The organism is Brevundimonas sp. Root608, assembly GCF_001427825.1.
Lineage (GTDB): Bacteria > Pseudomonadota > Alphaproteobacteria > Caulobacterales > Caulobacteraceae > Brevundimonas.
The window spans coordinates 103,354-118,906 of record NZ_LMGT01000004.1 but is presented as its reverse complement, the minus strand read 5'-3'; the positions used below and the strand labels follow the sequence as shown (position 1 = coordinate 118,906).

General features: G+C 68.3%; 19 protein-coding genes. 5 read left to right on the top strand and 14 right to left on the bottom strand.

Going from position 1 to position 15,553, the window contains the following annotated elements:
* Window positions 1-65: 65 nt before the first annotated feature.
* The 8 genes from ASD59_RS06880 to lipA all read right to left on the bottom strand — a co-directional run bounded on the left by ASD59_RS06880 (window position 66) and on the right by lipA (window position 5,975).
* Window positions 66-383 (bottom strand): FtsB family cell division protein, encoded by a 318-nt coding sequence (locus tag ASD59_RS06880; RefSeq protein ID WP_055830184.1) that lies wholly within the window; start codon window positions 381-383, stop codon window positions 66-68.
* Between the two features lie 111 nt (window positions 384-494).
* Window positions 495-1,775 (bottom strand): phosphopyruvate hydratase, encoded by a 1,281-nt coding sequence (eno, locus tag ASD59_RS06875; RefSeq protein ID WP_055830182.1) that lies wholly within the window; start codon window positions 1,773-1,775, stop codon window positions 495-497.
* A 78-nt stretch (window positions 1,776-1,853) separates the two neighbouring features.
* Window positions 1,854-2,462: a hypothetical protein gene (locus ASD59_RS06870; RefSeq protein WP_055830181.1), complete on the bottom strand. Its 609-nt coding sequence runs from the start codon at window positions 2,460-2,462 to the stop codon at window positions 1,854-1,856.
* A 142-nt stretch (window positions 2,463-2,604) separates the two neighbouring features.
* Window positions 2,605-2,787, bottom strand: a complete 183-nt coding sequence (rpmF, locus tag ASD59_RS06865) for a 50S ribosomal protein L32 (RefSeq protein ID WP_055830178.1) — start codon at window positions 2,785-2,787, stop codon at window positions 2,605-2,607.
* 130 nt (window positions 2,788-2,917) lie between these two features.
* Window positions 2,918-3,448 carry a GNAT family N-acetyltransferase gene (locus ASD59_RS06860; RefSeq protein WP_055830176.1) on the bottom strand — a complete coding sequence of 177 codons (531 nt, stop codon included), beginning with the start codon at window positions 3,446-3,448 and terminating at the stop codon, window positions 2,918-2,920.
* Window positions 3,441-4,553, bottom strand: a complete 1,113-nt coding sequence (locus ASD59_RS06855; RefSeq protein WP_055830174.1) for an NAD(P)/FAD-dependent oxidoreductase — start codon at window positions 4,551-4,553, stop codon at window positions 3,441-3,443. The genes ASD59_RS06860 and ASD59_RS06855 overlap by 8 nt, the downstream gene beginning before the upstream one ends.
* Window positions 4,550-5,005, bottom strand: a complete 456-nt coding sequence (locus ASD59_RS06850) for a type II toxin-antitoxin system RatA family toxin (RefSeq protein WP_055830172.1) — start codon at window positions 5,003-5,005, stop codon at window positions 4,550-4,552. Before ASD59_RS06850 ends, ASD59_RS06855 begins: the two co-directional genes overlap by 4 nt.
* 7 nt (window positions 5,006-5,012) lie before the next feature.
* Complete coding sequence (gene lipA, locus ASD59_RS06845) at window positions 5,013-5,975, bottom strand: lipoyl synthase (protein ID WP_055830171.1); 963 nt, start codon at window positions 5,973-5,975, stop codon at window positions 5,013-5,015.
* A 168-nt stretch (window positions 5,976-6,143) separates the two neighbouring features.
* On the opposite strand from lipA, the gene ASD59_RS06840 reads away from it, so the two are divergent.
* Window positions 6,144-7,703, top strand: coding sequence for an AMP-binding protein (locus tag ASD59_RS06840; protein WP_082560101.1), 1,560 nt, complete (start codon window positions 6,144-6,146; stop codon window positions 7,701-7,703).
* 61 nt (window positions 7,704-7,764) lie between these two features.
* Complete coding sequence (locus ASD59_RS06835) at window positions 7,765-8,166, top strand: DoxX family protein (RefSeq protein ID WP_055830167.1); 402 nt, start codon at window positions 7,765-7,767, stop codon at window positions 8,164-8,166.
* Here ASD59_RS06835 and ygiD read toward each other — a convergent pair.
* From ygiD to ASD59_RS06815, 4 genes are all read right to left on the bottom strand, one after another.
* Window positions 8,157-8,918, bottom strand: a complete 762-nt coding sequence (ygiD, locus tag ASD59_RS06830) for a 4,5-DOPA dioxygenase extradiol (RefSeq protein ID WP_082560100.1) — start codon at window positions 8,916-8,918, stop codon at window positions 8,157-8,159. The two genes, ASD59_RS06835 and ygiD, sit on opposite strands and share 10 nt — an antisense overlap.
* Window positions 8,918-9,520, bottom strand: a complete 603-nt coding sequence (gene wrbA / locus ASD59_RS06825) for an NAD(P)H:quinone oxidoreductase (protein ID WP_055830165.1) — start codon at window positions 9,518-9,520, stop codon at window positions 8,918-8,920. Before wrbA ends, ygiD begins: the two co-directional genes overlap by 1 nt.
* 105 nt (window positions 9,521-9,625) lie before the next feature.
* Window positions 9,626-10,102, bottom strand: a complete 477-nt coding sequence (locus ASD59_RS06820; protein ID WP_055830162.1) for a hypothetical protein — start codon at window positions 10,100-10,102, stop codon at window positions 9,626-9,628.
* Window positions 10,099-10,986 carry a D-alanyl-D-alanine carboxypeptidase family protein gene (locus tag ASD59_RS06815; RefSeq protein WP_235561745.1) on the bottom strand — a complete coding sequence of 296 codons (888 nt, stop codon included), beginning with the start codon at window positions 10,984-10,986 and terminating at the stop codon, window positions 10,099-10,101. Before ASD59_RS06815 ends, ASD59_RS06820 begins: the two co-directional genes overlap by 4 nt.
* A gap of 132 nt (window positions 10,987-11,118) precedes the next feature.
* Between ASD59_RS06815 and ASD59_RS06810 the strand changes: the two genes are divergently transcribed.
* The 3 genes from ASD59_RS06810 to ASD59_RS06800 are packed head-to-tail and all read left to right on the top strand — an operon-like array spanning window position 11,119 to window position 13,580.
* Complete coding sequence (locus ASD59_RS06810; RefSeq protein ID WP_055830161.1) at window positions 11,119-12,516, top strand: MFS transporter; 1,398 nt, start codon at window positions 11,119-11,121, stop codon at window positions 12,514-12,516.
* Window positions 12,513-13,298 carry a nucleoside triphosphate pyrophosphohydrolase gene (gene mazG / locus ASD59_RS06805; RefSeq protein WP_055830160.1) on the top strand — a complete coding sequence of 262 codons (786 nt, stop codon included), beginning with the start codon at window positions 12,513-12,515 and terminating at the stop codon, window positions 13,296-13,298. Before ASD59_RS06810 ends, mazG begins: the two co-directional genes overlap by 4 nt.
* A gap of 15 nt (window positions 13,299-13,313) precedes the next feature.
* Window positions 13,314-13,580, top strand: coding sequence for an endonuclease domain-containing protein (locus ASD59_RS06800; protein ID WP_055830159.1), 267 nt, complete (start codon window positions 13,314-13,316; stop codon window positions 13,578-13,580).
* Window positions 13,581-13,707: 127 nt separating this feature from the next.
* On the opposite strand, the gene hflX is transcribed toward ASD59_RS06800, so the two are convergent.
* Window positions 13,708-15,021: a GTPase HflX gene (gene hflX / locus ASD59_RS06795; RefSeq protein ID WP_055830673.1), complete on the bottom strand. Its 1,314-nt coding sequence runs from the start codon at window positions 15,019-15,021 to the stop codon at window positions 13,708-13,710.
* Window positions 15,022-15,192: 171 nt separating this feature from the next.
* Entirely contained in the window at window positions 15,193-15,438 is a 246-nt protein-coding gene (hfq, locus tag ASD59_RS06790; RefSeq protein WP_055830158.1) for an RNA chaperone Hfq, read from the bottom strand.
* Window positions 15,439-15,553 lie beyond the last annotated feature (115 nt).

Sequence of the window (15,553 nt, the reverse complement as noted above, 5' to 3'; positions counted from 1 at the left end):
GAAAGGGGCTTTAGCAGCCTTCGTTCCCGAAACGCAAAGCGCTCCGGTCAAGCTGTAACGAAAGTTCACGCCCGCGGCGCGGAAGCCTTCGGCGTCGCCGGGGCCGAGACCCGGATGACATAGTCGCGCGGGTCGCTGAAGCCCAGCACGGCCCGCGCGCGCTCTTCCAGCAGATCACGGGACAGGCTGTCGGTGCGCAGATAGCGGACGCGGACCTCGAGGTCGCGCCGCTGCTCCATGATCCCGGCCAGCTGGGTCTCGCGGCGCACCAGCATGGCGTCGCGCGCCTGCCCGCTCAGCAGGCCGCGCTCCCCGGTCAGGGCCTGAACGCCCAGGTAGGCGATCAGCAACAGCAGGATCACTGACGGAAAATAGGGCTTCATCCGGTCGGGCACTTATGGACGCTCCTTCTGAGCGCGGACTCAAGATTGAAGGAGTCTGACCGAAAATGCCTAATGAACCGTAGCTTGGCCGTAGAAACTGCGAGCCGGCGCCTACCGGTTCAGCAGCATGCCGTCGCCGAAATAGGCCCCCTGATCGCCCAGCATCTCCTCGATGCGGAGCAGCTGGTTGTATTTGGCCGTGCGGTCGGAGCGGGCCAGCGAGCCGGTCTTGATCTGCCCGCAGTTGGTGGCGACGGCCAGGTCGGCGATGGTGGCGTCCTCGGTTTCGCCCGACCGGTGGCTCATCACGGCGGTGTAGCCCGCCCGATGCGCCATATCCACGGCGTCAAGAGTCTCCGACAAGGTGCCGATCTGGTTGACCTTCACGAGGATGGAGTTGGCCAGGCCCTCGCCGATGCCGGCGGCCAGTCGGGCCGGATTGGTGACGAACAGGTCGTCGCCGACGATCTGGCAGCGGTCGCCCAGCCGCTCGGTCAGCATCCGCCATCCGTCGAAATCATCTTCCGCGCAGCCGTCCTCGATCGACACGATCGGGAAGCGTTCGCACAGGTCGGCGAGATAGTTGACCATGGCCTCGGCCTCGAGGGTCTTGCCCTCCCCGGCCATGACGTATTTGCCGTCCTTGAAGAATTCCGTGGCCGCCACGTCGAGGCCGAGGTGGAAGTCCTCGCCGGCCAGATAGCCGGCCGCCTGTCCCGCCCGGGTGATGAAGCTCAGCGCCTCCTCGGCCGAGGCCAGGTTGGGGGCGAAGCCGCCCTCGTCGCCGACGTTGGTGTTGTGACCGGCGTCCTTCAGCTGCTGGCGCAGGGCGTGGAAGATTTCCGAGCCCATGCGCAGGGCTTCCGAGAAGCTCTCGGCGCCCGTCGGCAGGATCATGAACTCCTGGATGTCGATCGGATTGTCGGCGTGGGCGCCGCCGTTGATGATGTTCATCATCGGCGTCGGCAGGATGCGGGCCGAGACGCCGCCGAGGTAGCGGTGCAGCGGCAGGCCTGACGAGATGGCGCTGGCCTTGGCGCAGGCCAGCGATACGCCGAGGATGGCGTTGGCGCCGAGGCGGCCCTTGTTCTCGGTGCCGTCCAGCGCGATCAGGGCCTCGTCGATGCGGCGCTGGTCTTCGGCGTCCATGCCGGACAGGGCGTCGAAGATCTCGCCGTTGACGTTGTCGACGGCCTTGCCGACGCCCTTGCCGCCCCACAGGTCCTTGTCGCCGTCGCGCAGCTCGACGGCCTCGTGCGCGCCGGTGGAGGCGCCCGAGGGCACGGCCGCCCGGCCGAAGCTGCCGTCATCGAGGATCACATCGACCTCGACCGTCGGATTGCCGCGGCTGTCGAGAATCTGGCGGGCGACGATGTCGGCGATGTCGGTCATGGGAGCGCTCTGCTGTCAGGGAAGTCGGCGGGGTTTAGCCCAACCCCCGCCGAATCGCCAACCGTCAGGCCTCGGGGATCAGGAGCACCCTTCGACCATCTGGATCGCCGGCCCGCCCACATGGACGATGCCGACCTTGCCCGTGCTGTCGATCTCGTAGCGAACGCCGCGCGCCGCCGCGTCCTGGACATAGGCATGGGGCGTGGCGGGGCCGCCGGAGGCCCAGACGAAGATGTCTTCGGCGGGGGCAGGCGAATATTTGTGGGGCTCCGACACCGCCCGGGCGCCGTAGGCCGCCTTGATCGCCACAGACGGGTCGCCCACGCCGAAACCGCGATCCGTCTTCAATGTCGACGGCGCCGCGACCGAGATGCGGGTCAGGACGCCGTCCTGGATCATGACCAGCAGGCCGTCCGGCGCACGTTCGGGTCGCCACTGGTCACACGTCTCGGGCTCCGCGCCCCCGACCGACGCCGGGTCGCTGTCGGGGCCCAGCGCCGCCTCGACCTCGGCCCTGGTCATGCCGATGCGCAGGGGGCCGAACCCCTCGGCGGTCAGGGCGTTCGGGTCCGCCGCCGGAGTCGCCGGCGGGACCGGAGCCTCCGCGGCAGGACTTTCAGCCGTTTCGGGGGCGTTGCAGGCGGCGAGCAGCATCAGCGACGCGGCGGCGGTGACAAGGCGGATCATGCACAGGCTCCGTTTCATCGAGGAGCCGCATAGACGCACGAAAACGGCGCGCGGTGAACCGCGCGCCGTCATTCAGTCAACCCTCCCGGCTCGGCCTGCGCGCTTCGCGCTCCGTTGGCCGGGATGACAAGCTTCCAGGGTCCTAGTCTTCCTTGGGCGTCAGAACCTGACGGCCGCGATAGGTGCCGGTCTTCAGGTCGATGTGGTGCGAGCGGCGCAGCTCGCCCGTGTCCTTGTCCTCGGTGTAGGGGTTGGTCCCCAGCGAGTCGTGGGCGCGGCGCATGTTGCGACGCGAGGGCGATACTTTGCGCTTCGGAACGGCCATGTCCGTCTCAATCTTCTTAGTCGGCGCTGCAGGAGCGCGAAAACAACAGCGGCGGCCCGAAAAGAGCCGCCAGCGAGGGCGGGCTTATGCATGAAGCCGCGGGCGATTTCAAGGCATGTCGCGGCGGCGCTCAATCCAGGGCGCGTTCCATGACGACGAAGTGCAGATCGTCACGCCGCGGCAGGCCGAACCGGGGATTGCCATAGGGGAACGGCAGGGTCTCCCCGGTGAGGCGATAGCCCAGCCGCTCGTACCAGGCGATCAGGGTCTTGCGCTGCGGAAACACCGAGATTCGCACCCGTCTGGCCCCGAAGCGATCCGCCAGCGCGGCGTGGGCGGCCTCGACCAGCCGGCGGCCGAGACCGCCGCCCTGCAAGGTCGGGCTGACGGACAGCATGCCGAAATAGCCAATTGCCCGGTCGCGTTCGGCGATCAGGACGCAGCCGACCGGTTCATCCCCGCGCCAGGCCGACAGCAGGGCCTGTTTCGGATCGGCGAGGATGTCGGCCAGGTCCTCCGGATCGGTGCGCTGGCCGTCCAGCAGGTCGGCTTCCGTGGTCCAGCCGGCGCGCGAGGCCTCGCCGCGATAGGCGCTCTCGATCAGCCTGTGCAGCGGGGGGATATCGGTCGCGACGGCGTCGCGGATGTCGATCTCAGTCATGGCCCAGCATTGCGGCGACCGCCTCGCCGATCGCAAGGGAGCTGGTCAGGCCCGGGCTTTCGATGCCGAACAGGGCGACGAGGCCGTCGAGACCGTGGACCTCGCGGCCGTGCAGCTGGAAATCCGGCTGCGGCTCGCCCGGCCCGTGCAGCTTGGGCCGGATGCCGGCGTAGTCGGGGGTCAGGGCGCCGTCGGGCAGGCCGGGCCAGAAGCGGCGGACATAGCCCTCGAACTCGGCGGCCTTGGCGGCGTCGACCGCATAGTCCTCGGTCTCGACATAGACGAGGTCCGGCCCGAACACGGCCTGTCCGCCCAGATCCTTGCGGTAGTGGGTGCCCAGGGCGCCCGGGATCGGCGGGGGATAGATCAACCGTTCGAACGGCGCCTTGCCGGTCAGGCGGAAATAGACGCCCTTGCCGAAATGGCCGGCGGGAATGCGGTCGGCGGGATAGCCTTCGATCCGGGCCGCGACCGCCTGGGCGCCAAGGCCCGGCGCGGTGACCAGCAGGCGCGTCGTCAGCCTCGTCCCCTCCTCCCCGCCCGTGGTGAGGGTGAAGCCGCCGCCGGACGCCGGTCCGGCGCGTTCGAACGGCGTGGAAACGACGACCGAGCCGCCCGCATCCTCGATCTCGCCCTGCAGGGCCAGCATATAGCCGTGGCTGTCGAACACGCCGCTCTCGGGCGACAGGATGGCGGCGTGGGCGTTCAGCCCCGGCTCCAGCGCCCTCGCCTGGGCTCCGGTCAAATGATCCAGCGCCTCGACCTCGTTGGCGACCCCCTGTTCGAAGATGGCCTCGATCCGCGCGACCTCCGCCTCCTCGGTGGCCACGACCAGCTTGCCGCATTTGCGGTAGTCGATCTTGTGGCTCTCCAGGAAGGCGTAGAGCAGCCGCCGGCCTCCAACGCAGAACCGCGCCTTCAGCGAGCCCGTCGGATAGTAGAGGCCGCCGTGGATGACCTCGGAATTGCGCGAGGAAACGCCCTGGCCAATGTGAGGCTCTTTTTCAAGCACCAGCACCGACAGGCCCCGCTTCGCCAGCGCCCGTCCGCAGGCCAGGCCGACCGCGCCGGCGCCCACCACCGTCGCGTCGAAGTCGAAGCTCATGCCTTCGGGCCGTAGAGCGCCGCCGCCCGCGCCTCGAAACAGGCCATCAGCTTGTTCACGGCGCGATCGAAATTGGCGTGCAGAACCCCGTCCAGCAGCCGCGACTTGAAGGCGAAATCGATGAAGAACTCGACCCGCGTTCCCTTGGGATCGGGGAAGAACTCCCAGCGGTTGTTCAGGTGTCTGAACGGTCCGCGCAGCAGGCCGACCTCGACCCTGTCGCGGTTCCGGTCATGCCGCACCCAGGTCGAGAACCGCTCCTTGAGGAAGGAAAAGCCGACCGCCGCCTCCGCGTCCAGAACGGAGACGCCGGGTGCCTCCTCGCGCGGGCTCCAGGTCCGCATCCCGGTCACCCATGGCACGAACTCGGGATAGGCGCGCACATCCGCGACCAGCGCGGCCAACTGGTCCGGCGTGTACGGCAGGATCTTGGTGACGCGGTGAACGGCCAAACGCGGCTCAGCGTCCGGTCTGGGCCAGACGCGCGGCCCTGAGGCGCGCGAAATCATCTCCCGCGTGGTGAGAGCTGCGGGTCAGCGGCGACGACGAGACCATCAGGAATCCCTTGGCCCGGGCGATGGCCTCATAGGCCTTGAACTCGTCCGGGGTGACGAAACGGTCGATCGCGGCATGCTTGCGGGTCGGCTGCAGATACTGGCCGATGGTGATGAAATCGACGCCGGCCGAGCGCATGTCGTCCATCACCTGCATGACCTCTTCGCGAGTCTCGCCCAGGCCGACCATGATGCCGGACTTGGTGAACTGGTTGGGGTCGCGCTCCTTGACCATCTGCAGCAGGCGCAGGCTGTGGAAATAGCGGGCCCCGGGGCGGATCTTCAGATACAGCCGCGGCACGGTCTCGAGGTTGTGGTTGAAGACGTCCGGCGTGGCGTCGATCATGACCTCGGCCGCGCCATCCTTGCGCAGGAAGTCGGGCGTCAGGATCTCGATGGTGGTGTTCGGGGCCTGCAGCCGGATCTGGCGCACCACCTCGGCGAAATGGGCCGCGCCGCCGTCGGCGACGTCATCGCGGTCGACGCTGGTGATGACGACGTGGTTGAGGCCCATTTCGCGGACGGCGAGGCCGACCTTGGCAGGCTCTTCGGGGTCGAGCGGCTGGGGCAGGCCCGTCTTGACGTTGCAGAAGGCGCAGGCCCGCGTGCAGGTGTCGCCCATGATCATCAGGGTGGCGTGCTTCTGGCTCCAGCACTCGCCGATGTTCGGGCAGGCGGCTTCTTCACAGACCGTGTGGAGGCCCTTCTCCTTCACGATCGCCCGGGTCGCATTGTACTGGCCCGAACCCGGCGCCTTGACGCGCAGCCAGTCGGGTTTCTTCAACACGGCCGTTTCCGGGCGGTTCTGCTTTTCCGGGTGACGCAGTTCAGCCGGCGTCTTCGTCAGGGTGTCGATCAGCGTGACCAAGGCGTCGCGGGCTCCGGGCTGTGCGAAACCGCTATGTCGTCCTTCCACGCGGCGAAGGCAAGGCGGCCCCGGGGCTCACGCAACGTAACGCATCTTTTCAATGCGGCTTGAGGGCCCTAGTTTGCCTCGCTCATCATAAAGGGCCGGAACCAACCGGGCCCACGGAGGATGGTTTTGCGCGTACCCCTGGATATGAAGGCCGGCGAGCAGACCATTTTCGACGCCCTGATCGCGGCCCGAGAAAAGTACGGCGACAAGGAAATCCTGGAGGACCAGGACCGCAAGCCCCTCACCTACACCGGCCTGATCCGCGCCGCCTTCGTGCTGGGGCGCAAGATCGCCGCCATGACCGAACCGGCCGAGCGGGTCGGCATACTGCTGCCGTCCAGCATGGGGGTGGTGGTCACCTATTACGGCCTGCACGCCCATGGCCGGGTGCCGGTGATGCTGAATTTCACCTCGGGCGAGGCCAACATCAAGGCGGCGATCAAGGCCGCAGGCGTGAAGAAGGTCCTCACCGCCAAACGCTTCATCACCCAGGCCAAGCTGGACGACCTGGTCGCGGACCTGGCCACGGTCGCCGAGATCGTCTGGCTGGACGACGTGCGCGAAACGATCGGCCTGCAGGACAAGCTGTACGGCCTGATGGCCGGGCTGATGCCCAAACGCTTCCGCGTGAAGACCGAACCCTCCTCTCCGGGCGTGGTCCTGTTCACCTCCGGCAGCTTCGGCGCGCCCAAGGGTGTGGTCCTGAGCCAGTGGAATCTGGTCGCCAACTGCCGTCAGGTGGCCCAGCACATAGACCTGGACCCCGACTGGGTCATGTTCAACCCGCTGCCGACCTTCCACTGCTTCGGATTGACCGGAGGCGTGCTGCTGCCGATCCTGCAGGGGCTGAAGGCCTTCCAGTACCCCTCGCCCCTTCACGCCAAGCAGATCGTCGAACTCCTGCCGCAGGTGAACGCCTCGGTCCTGTTCGCCACCGACACCTTCCTGAACCAGTACGCCCGCGTCGCCGCCGCGGACGACTTCGCCACCCTGAAGTTCGTCGTCGCCGGGGCCGAACGCGTGCGCGACGAGACCCACCATCTGTTCAACACCCGCTTCCATGGCCTGAAGCTGCTGGAAGGCTATGGCGCCACCGAAGCCGCGCCGGTGGTGGCCGTGAACCATCCTGACCGCAACCGCCCCGGCACCGTCGGCCAGATGATGCCTGGCCTCGAATGGCGCATCGACCCCGTCGAGGGGATTCCCGAGGGCGGCCGGCTGTATCTGCGCGGCCCCAACGTCATGCGGGGCTACCTCTCGGCCGACGATCCGCTGTCCATCGACCCGCTGGCGGGGGGCTGGCATGACACGGGCGATATCGTCGACATCGACAAGGACGGCTACGTCTCGATCCTCGGCCGGGTGAAACGGTTCGCCAAGATCGGCGGCGAGATGGTGTCCCTGACTGCAGTGGAGGGGCTGGCCAGCGCGGTCTGGCCCGACGCGCGCCACGCCGTCGTCTCCATCCCCGACAGCCGCAAGGGCGAGAAGCTGGTGCTGGTCACCGACCGCAAGGACGCCGACGTCGCGCGCCTGGCCGAATGGGCCCGCAGCCACGGCGCCCCCGAACTGGCCGTGCCCAAGAAGATCCTGCGCGTCGTCGAGGTGCCCGTCCTCGGCACCGGCAAGACCGACTACGTCCGCATCCAGCAGATGGCGGAGGTCGACAAGGCCGCCTGAATTTCACCGTTGAACTGACACAGCCTCTGTTCCAGTCTGTCGGTATCAGAAGGAGGGTTTCATGTTCGATTCAGTCGCGCGGTATCAGCCGCAGCTTCTCAGCGTCCTGCGCATCGTGTCCGGCCTGCTGTTGCTGGAACACGGCACGGCCAAGGTGCTGGGCTTTCCGGCCGTCGAAGGCGTGCCGCCGCCCGGCCTGAGCCTCGCCGGCCTGTCGGGTCCGTTCGAGCTGGCTCTGGGTCTGCTGCTGACCCTCGGCCTGTTCACCCGACCGGCCGCCTTCCTCGCGGCCGGCTTCTGCGCCGTCGGCTACTGGGCGATTCACGGCCTGCAGAGCCCCTTCCCCATCCTCAACGGCGGGGAGACCATCGCCCTCTACTGCTTCGTCTTCCTGTATCTGATGGCCGCGGGTCCGGGGCCGTGGAGCATCGACGCGGCGATGCGGAAAAAACCCTACGTCTGACCGATCCGCACGCCCGTCATCGAGATCGAACCGCCCTCGATGACGTCGTTGAAGAAGCTGACCTCGTCGCCCGGCAGCCGCTGGGCGGCGACGTAGAGCAGCGGCAGATAGTGTTCGTCGGTCGGCACGCTCATCTGCGCGTCCTCGGCCAGGCCGACCCAGTCGATCAGGGCGGCGTCATCGCCCCGCATCAGGGCCGACTTGACCGCCTCATTGAAGCCCGAGGCCCAGGGGTAGGCCTCGCCGCCGGTCCGCTTCCAGGTCCGCAGATTGTGGACGAAGTCACCCGAACCGGCGATCACCACATCCTCGTCCCGCAGGGCCGAGAGCCGACGCGCCAGGTCGAAATGGCCCTGGGCATCCAGCCGGCGGTTCAGCGACAGCTGCACCACCGGCACGTCGGCCTCGGGCCAGACGTGGGCCAGCACCGACCAGGTTCCGTGATCCAGCCCCCACTGCGTCGTCGGCGTCGCCCCGGTCAGGTCAGAGACACGCGCCGCCAGCTCCGGCGAGCCGGGCGCCGGATATTGCATGGCATGGAGGGCGTCGGGAAAGCCGCCGAAGTCATGAATGGTTTCCGGCCGCGCCTGAGCCGTCACGCCCAGCCCGTCGGTTTCCCAATGGGCCGAGACCATGACCACGCCTTTCGGCTTGCCGATCGACGCCCCGACCTCGCGCCAGACGTCCGCACAGGGACCGCCCAGGGCGTTCATAGGCGAGCCGTGACCGAAGAAGATCGCGGGCTGGCGCATCAAGCCACCAGCTTCTTCGCCGTCTCGGCGACATAGCGGCCCTGCCAGCGTGCGCCTTCGAGTTCGTTGGCGCTGGGCATGCGCGATCCGTCGCCGCCGGTGATGGTGGTGGCGCCGTAGGGCGAGCCGCCGGTCATCTCGTCGATGCGCGACTGTCCGGCCCACGCATACGGCAGCCCCGCGACCAGCATGCCGTGGTGCAACAGGGTCTGGATCAGGCCGATGAGGGTGGTTTCCTGCCCGCCGTGCTGGGTCGCGGTCGAGGTGAAGGCCGAACCGACCTTGCCGACCAGAGCGCCCTTCATCCACACGCCGCCGGTCTGGTCCCAGAAGTTGCGCATCTGGGACGCCGCCGTGCCGAAGCGGGTGCCCGCGCCGACGATCACGGCGTCATAGGTCTCCAGATCGGCCACCGCGGCGATCGGGGCGGCCTGATCGAGCTTGTAGCCGCTGGCCCTGGCCAGTTCGTCCGGCACCAGTTCGGGCACGCGCTTGATGTCCACCACCGCGCCCTCGACCGACCGCGCGCCTTCGGCGACGGCCTCCGCCAGGGTTTCGATATGGCCGTAGGTGGAGTGATAGAGAACGAGAATCCGGGGCATGAAACCCTCCCATGATGACAACACGACTCTGTTCCGCAACAGTGTCTGTGCCTGATGTGGGATATCAGGACGTCTCTGCAAGGGGCCGCGTTCTGAAACCGTCGGTCAGGACCGCGGTTCCTCCCTCCGGGGGCCGATCGGGCAGATGCGGTCGTAGAAGGCCTGGTCGGCCGGGGTGCGCTGTCCGCGGATCAGGCGGAAGCGATGCTCCACCACCATCGCCTGCTGTTCGATGTTCAGATCGCCCCAGGCGCAATCCATGCCGACCGGATATTCATAGGACGAGGGCCGGTCGCCGGCCCTGAGCTTGCCGGTCAGCAGATTCACGCCCTGCTGCGCCTGCCAGACGTGGGTCAGTTCGTGAATGAAGGTCGCCTGCAGCCGCAACGGGGCTGCGGCGATGTCGCGTGGCAGCGTCCGCCCCGGCCAGACGATCCAGTCCCGCCCGAACCAGCGTCCGGCCACAAAGGCCCGGTCGAACGGCCAGGGAGAGTGCAGGAAGCGGATGCTGCGGAGGTCCAGGCTGTCGCCGAACGCCTGTTCCGCCAGCGCCCGCTCCGCGACCGTCAACAGGCGGATCATGGGCCGGCGTAGCCACCGGTCGGGCTGACCCACTCCCAGTGCCAGGGCTCGTAGACATAGGGGGTGAAGCCGAACCGGCCCGCATTCTTGACCAGCCAGCGGTAGGTCGGGCTCCGCGCCATGTGCAGCCGACTGGCCGGCGAGGTGTTGTCGACCCCCAGATCCGCCAGCTGGCCGACATAGAGGTCCACCGCCGTCCCGGTCCGGTGCGGCGAGCAGACGGCGCGCCTCAGCCCGTCGCAATTGCCCGCCGCCGCGCAGCGGGCCGCGTCCGCCTCGGGATCGCGGAAGCCGGAAAAGATCTGCAGCAGTTCGGGATCGTGGGCGACCTCGGGAACCTCGGCGCGCGCGGCCTGGACCAGGCGGCGATAGGCGTCCAGCACGTCGCGGCGCAGCAGCCGCGTCAGGCGGTCGGCGTGCTCTTCCGATTCGACCAGATAGCCCAACTGGTACAAGGGCGGCGGATCCGGGCAGGGTTCGTCGCGCACCCGCGCCATGATGAAGGGCCGCCGCTCCTGCCACAGGCCGCGGAAGGTCTGGAAGGTCGCCGCGTCGAACCAGCCGGTCGGCGGCAGGCCATGCCCGATCTGGAACTCCGCCAGCCGCCGCGCGAACACCGGCGAGTTCGGCGCGCAGTCGGTGCCAAGCTCCCGCTGGATCAGCGGCAGATAGGTCTCCCAGCCGTACTCGGTCGGGCCGAAGGGGGCCCATTCCATGCGCTGCCACGACAGGCTGTTGGCGAGGGCCGGCCCGGCCCATTCGATGGGGTCGGCGTCGCACGCCTCGGCCTGGCCGCGCGGCGGCGCGCGATGCTGGGCCTCGACCGGGGTCGCCGCGCACAGGCCGAAGACGGTCAACAGCAGCAGGATCAGACGCATCGTCATGCGGGGATGGTGACCCTGTCCGTGTGGCCGCCGCAAGGCCTTTGAGGCGGGTGGGCCGCAGGCTCGCACGCGGCGCTCAAAGTCGGCATGGTGACCCCACGGCCGACTCGGGCCGGATCGCCGGACTCACCCATGACCGACGCACCCGTCGCCGCAGCCGCCCCGGGCCCGGCCCGCCGTTCCAACGCCGTTCTGGCGGCCTTCTCGGGTCCCTGCCTGCCGCTGGCCGCCTTCGGCGTCGCCCTGCCGGTGACCCTGCCGGAGTTCTACGCGACCTGGGTGGGACTGGAGCTGGGCGTGGTGGCCGCCGTCTTCATGGCGGTGCGGCTGATCGACATCGTCTTCGACCCCTTCATCGGCTGGGGCATGGACAGGACGAAGACGAAGTGGGGCCGTTACCGCCCGTGGATGGCGATCTCGACCCCGATCCTGATGCTGTCGGCCCTGATGATGTTCGTGCTGGTCCAGCCCGGCGCCGGCGCGGCCTATCTGTTCGGCTGGCTGCTGGTCCTCTATCTCGGCTTCTCGATCGGCACCCTGGGCCAGCTGGGCTGGGCCTCGGTGCTGGCGCCGCAGTACGACCAGCGCAGCCGCGTCTACGGCTGGTGGCAGGTGTTCAACATCATCGGCGTGATCCTGATCCTGATCCTGCCGACGGTGGTGGTGAAGACCGGGCTCGGCGACTACGCCGCCGGCGTGCGCATCATGGGCTGGGCCATCATGATCGCCCTGCCCGTCACCATCGGCCTGGCCATGTTCGTCGTGCCCGAGCCGGTCAACGCCGGCGCCGCCCCGCACGGCGGCCCGAAGGCCTATCTCAGCCTGTTCGGCAAGAAGACGGTGCGCAAGCTGCTGTTCGCCGACCTGCTGCTGGGCGTGGCGCCCGGGATCACCGGCTCGCTGCTGTTCTTCTTCTTCGGCCAGATCAAGGGCTACGACCACACCCAGGCCTCGCTGTTCATGCTGTTCTATTTCGTCGCCGGACTGGTCGGCGCGCCGTTCTGGGCGTGGCTGGCGACGAAGATCGGCAAGGACAAGGCCCTGGCGACGGCCAGCCTGATCTTCGCCGTCTTCTATATCGGCGCGACCCTGGTCCCGGGCGGTAATTTCGCCCTGACGGCGGCGGCCATGTTCATCGCCGGCCTGCCCTATGCGGCCGGCCTGTTCCTTCTCCGGGCCATGATGGCCGATGCGGGCGATGAGATCAGACTGGAGACCGGCGTCGATCGGACCGGCCTGATGTTCTCCATCCTGTCGGCGACCACCAAGATCGGCCACGTCGTGGCCCTGATCCCCTACCTGATCCTGCAATGGGTCGGTTTCCGCGCCATCCCGGGGGTCGAAGGGAACAGCGAAAGCGCGCTGCTGACGCTGCAGATTCTCTTCATTCTCGTGCCCGGCGTCCTGCTGGCGGCCGCCGCGCTCGTGCTCAAGGGCTATCCGCTGACCCCCGCCCGGCATGACGAGATCCGCAAGGCGCTCGAGGCGCGCGACGGCGTGGCCGCCGATCCGGTCGGGGAGCCCGCATGACCCCCATCGACCGCCTGACCGCCATCATGGCCAGGCTGCGCGACCCGGTCGGCGGCTGTCCCTGGGACGTGGAGCAGACCTTCGCCACCATCGCCCCCTACACCCTGGAGGAGGCCTATGAGGTCGCCGACGCTATCGAGCGGGGCGACATGGACGATCTCAAGTCCGAGCTGGGCGACCTGTTGTTCCAGACCGTCTTCCACGCCCGCATGGCCGAGGAACAGGGGCTGTTCGCCTTCGACGACGTGGCCAACGCCATCGCCGACAAGCTTGAGCGGCGGCATCCGCATGTCTTCGGCGACGAGGCGGCGAAACCGGACGGCGCCGCCCAGAAGGCCCGCTGGGAGGACATCAAGGCGGCCGAACGCGTCGCGAAAGCGCAGCACGGCGTGCTGGACGACGTGCCCGTCGGCCTGCCCGCCCTCGCCCGCGCCGCCAAGCTGACCAAACGCGCCGCCCGCGTCGGCTTCGACTGGCCCTCGACCGACGAGGTGTTCGACAAGCTGGACGAGGAGGTCGCCGAACTGCGCGTCGAGATCGCCGCCGGCGACCTCGACAAGGCCCGCGACGAGGTCGGGGACCTGCTGTTCGTGGTCGCCAACCTGGCGCGGAAGCTGGGAGTGGAGCCCGAGGACGCGCTGCGCGGGGCCAATGCGAAATTCGTGCGGCGGTTCGGCTTCATCGAGGCGGAACTGGCGAAGGACGGGCGGGGTCCGGAGCAGAGCGATCTGGCCGAGATGGACGGGCTGTGGGACGCGGCGAAGGCGCACGAAAGAGGCTGACCTTCTAACCTGAGATTGTATTCGCTGGCGTCGTTAGTTCTGCAGCATCCGATCGGCCCGTACGTTCTCGACTTCTACTGCGCGGCAGCGAAGTTGGCCGTCGAAGTCGACGGTCAAGGCCACGAACGTTCCGAGCAGATCGCGCACGACACGCGGCGCACAGCGTGGCTGCGCGAACAGGGCGTGAGGGTCTTTCGGCTCGCCGCCGAGGATGTCCGGGTGCATCTGGATGGGGTCGTGAATTTCATCCGGCGAACCGCTCATGAGCGGTGCGGCGGCTGATACCCCTCCACCGCTTCGCGGTCCCCCTCCCCATCGGCTTCGCCGACAGGGAGGAGACAACAGTGCTCCATCTCCTCCCTACGCAGTGGAGAGGGGGACCGCGAAGCGGTGGAGAGGAGCCCCGCCCCTACCCGAACTGCCGCTCGAACCGGCCCAGGGCCGCCGGGTGCAGCCGCACCACCACATGGGTCCGGCCCTGATCATCCGTCTCGCGGCCGGTGACGCGGCCGTTCTCGTACAGCCAGGCCAGGGCCTCGCCCTGGGACGGGTCCAGCACCAGTTCGGTCTCGGGGTCGTCGTCGATCAGCCCGGCGATGGCCTGGCGCAGGGGTTCGATCCCCTCCCCGGTCCAGGCCGAGACGGCGACCGCCTTGCCCTCGCGCGACAGGCGTTCGGCCTGGCCCAGCACGGCCTCGCGCACGTCGTCGGCCAGCAGGTCGATCTTGTTCCAAACCTCCAGCACCCGCCGCGTCTTGCCCTCCGGCGTCTCGATCTGCTTCAGCACCGCCTCGACGTCCTTGGCCTGGGCCTCGCTGTCGGCCGAGGCGATGTCGCGGACGTGCAGGATCAGGTCGGCCTCGCCGACCTCCTCCAGCGTCGCCCGGAAGCTCTCGACCAGTTCGTGCGGCAGGTCGGAGATGAAGCCGACGGTGTCGGCCACGATCGCGGGACGGCCCTGCGGCAGGCGGATGGTGCGCTGGGTCGTGTCGAGGGTGGCGAACAGCAGGTCCTTGGCGAAGACCTCGGAGCCGGTCAGCCGGTTGAACAGGGTCGACTTGCCGGCGTTGGTGTAGCCGACCAGGGCGATGGTCGGGAACGGGACCTTCTGGCGCTGTTTGCGGTGCAGGCCGCGCGTGCGGCGCACCTCGTCCAGCTCGACCTTCAGCTTGACGATCCGGTCGGCGATCAGGCGGCGGTCGAGTTCGATCTGGGTCTCGCCGGGGCCGCCGGTCGAGCCGGTGCCGCCGCGTTGCCGCTCGAGGTGGGTCCAGGTGCGGACGAGGCGGGATTTCTCATAGTCCAGCCGCGCCAGCTCGACCTGCAGCCGGCCTTCCTTGGTCCGCGCGCGGCGGCCGAAGATCTCGAGGATCAGGCCGGTGCGGTCGATGACCTTGCAGTCCCAGGCCTTCTCCAGATTGCGCTGCTGCACCGGCGAGAGGTCGTCGTCGACGACCACGGCCTCGGCCTCGGCGGCGCGGACCAGGGCGGCCAGCTCCTCGACCTTGCCCGAGCCGAACAGGGTCGCGGGGGTGACCTTGCGGATGCGCACGATCTCTTCGCCGCGCACGTCGAGGTCCAGCGCCCGGGCGAGGCCGACGGCTTCCTCCAGACGCTCGACCGACTGGCGCGAGCTGTCGCCGGCGCCGGAGTCGGAGCGTTCGGGGTGGATGACGACGGCCCGGATCAGCGGGACGGCGTGGTCGATGTGTTTGGTGGTCAGGTCTCGGGCTTTCTCTACGCCGTCACCCTCGGGCTTGACCCGAGGATCGGATGTTGGGGTGCGGATCGACAGATAGGAAGTCGACGGCCGTTGGGCCATCCCTGACGCACAGCCGCACCACGTCTGGCCCTCGGGTCAAGCCCGAGGGTGACGGTCGAAGGGGCGGAGCGATCAGTCCTCGTCGGCTTCCGGCTCGTACAGCTGCACGGGCGCGGACGGCATGATGGTCGAGATGGCGTGCTTGTAGACCAGCTGCGACTGGCCGTCGCGGCGCAGCAGCACGCAGAAGTTGTCGAACCAGGTCACGATGCCCTGCAGCTTGACCCCGTTGACGAGGAAGATGGTCAGCGGCGTCTTGGTCTTGCGGACCGAGTTGAGGAAGGTGTCCTGAAGGTTCTTGGACTTGTCTTGCGACATGGCAGGTTCAGCCTGTTCTTGCTTGTTCTCCGGCCGAGGAGGAGCGGCGCGGGGCTGGATCGGATGTCCGGCCCCGTCAGCATAGGCATCGGCGGCGGCCGATCAATCTCATTCC

Excerpts from the sequence above, each read along its gene's own strand:
- ASD59_RS06870 (WP_055830181.1), bottom strand. The coding sequence starts at position 2,462 with ATGATCCGCCTTGTCACCGCCGCCGCGTCGCTGATGCTGCTCGCCGCC.
- hfq (WP_055830158.1), bottom strand. The coding sequence starts at position 15,438 with ATGTCGCAAGACAAGTCCAAGAACCTTCAGGACACCTTCCTCAACTCG.
- ASD59_RS06810 (WP_055830161.1), top strand. The coding sequence starts at position 11,119 with ATGACCGACGCACCCGTCGCCGCAGCCGCCCCGGGCCCGGCCCGCCGT.
- ASD59_RS06815 (WP_235561745.1), bottom strand. The coding sequence starts at position 10,986 with ATGACGATGCGTCTGATCCTGCTGCTGTTGACCGTCTTCGGCCTGTGC.
- ygiD (WP_082560100.1), bottom strand. The coding sequence starts at position 8,918 with ATGCGCCAGCCCGCGATCTTCTTCGGTCACGGCTCGCCTATGAACGCC.
- eno (WP_055830182.1), bottom strand. The coding sequence starts at position 1,775 with ATGACCGACATCGCCGACATCGTCGCCCGCCAGATTCTCGACAGCCGC.
- ASD59_RS06855 (WP_055830174.1), bottom strand. The coding sequence starts at position 4,553 with ATGAGCTTCGACTTCGACGCGACGGTGGTGGGCGCCGGCGCGGTCGGC.
- ASD59_RS06820 (WP_055830162.1), bottom strand. The coding sequence starts at position 10,102 with ATGATCCGCCTGTTGACGGTCGCGGAGCGGGCGCTGGCGGAACAGGCG.
- mazG (WP_055830160.1), top strand. The coding sequence starts at position 12,513 with ATGACCCCCATCGACCGCCTGACCGCCATCATGGCCAGGCTGCGCGAC.
- ASD59_RS06860 (WP_055830176.1), bottom strand. The coding sequence starts at position 3,448 with ATGACTGAGATCGACATCCGCGACGCCGTCGCGACCGATATCCCCCCG.
- ASD59_RS06880 (WP_055830184.1), bottom strand. The coding sequence starts at position 383 with ATGAAGCCCTATTTTCCGTCAGTGATCCTGCTGTTGCTGATCGCCTAC.
- ASD59_RS06840 (WP_082560101.1), top strand. The coding sequence starts at position 6,144 with ATGGTTTTGCGCGTACCCCTGGATATGAAGGCCGGCGAGCAGACCATT.
- wrbA (WP_055830165.1), bottom strand. The coding sequence starts at position 9,520 with ATGCCCCGGATTCTCGTTCTCTATCACTCCACCTACGGCCATATCGAA.
- ASD59_RS06835 (WP_055830167.1), top strand. The coding sequence starts at position 7,765 with ATGTTCGATTCAGTCGCGCGGTATCAGCCGCAGCTTCTCAGCGTCCTG.
- rpmF (WP_055830178.1), bottom strand. The coding sequence starts at position 2,787 with ATGGCCGTTCCGAAGCGCAAAGTATCGCCCTCGCGTCGCAACATGCGC.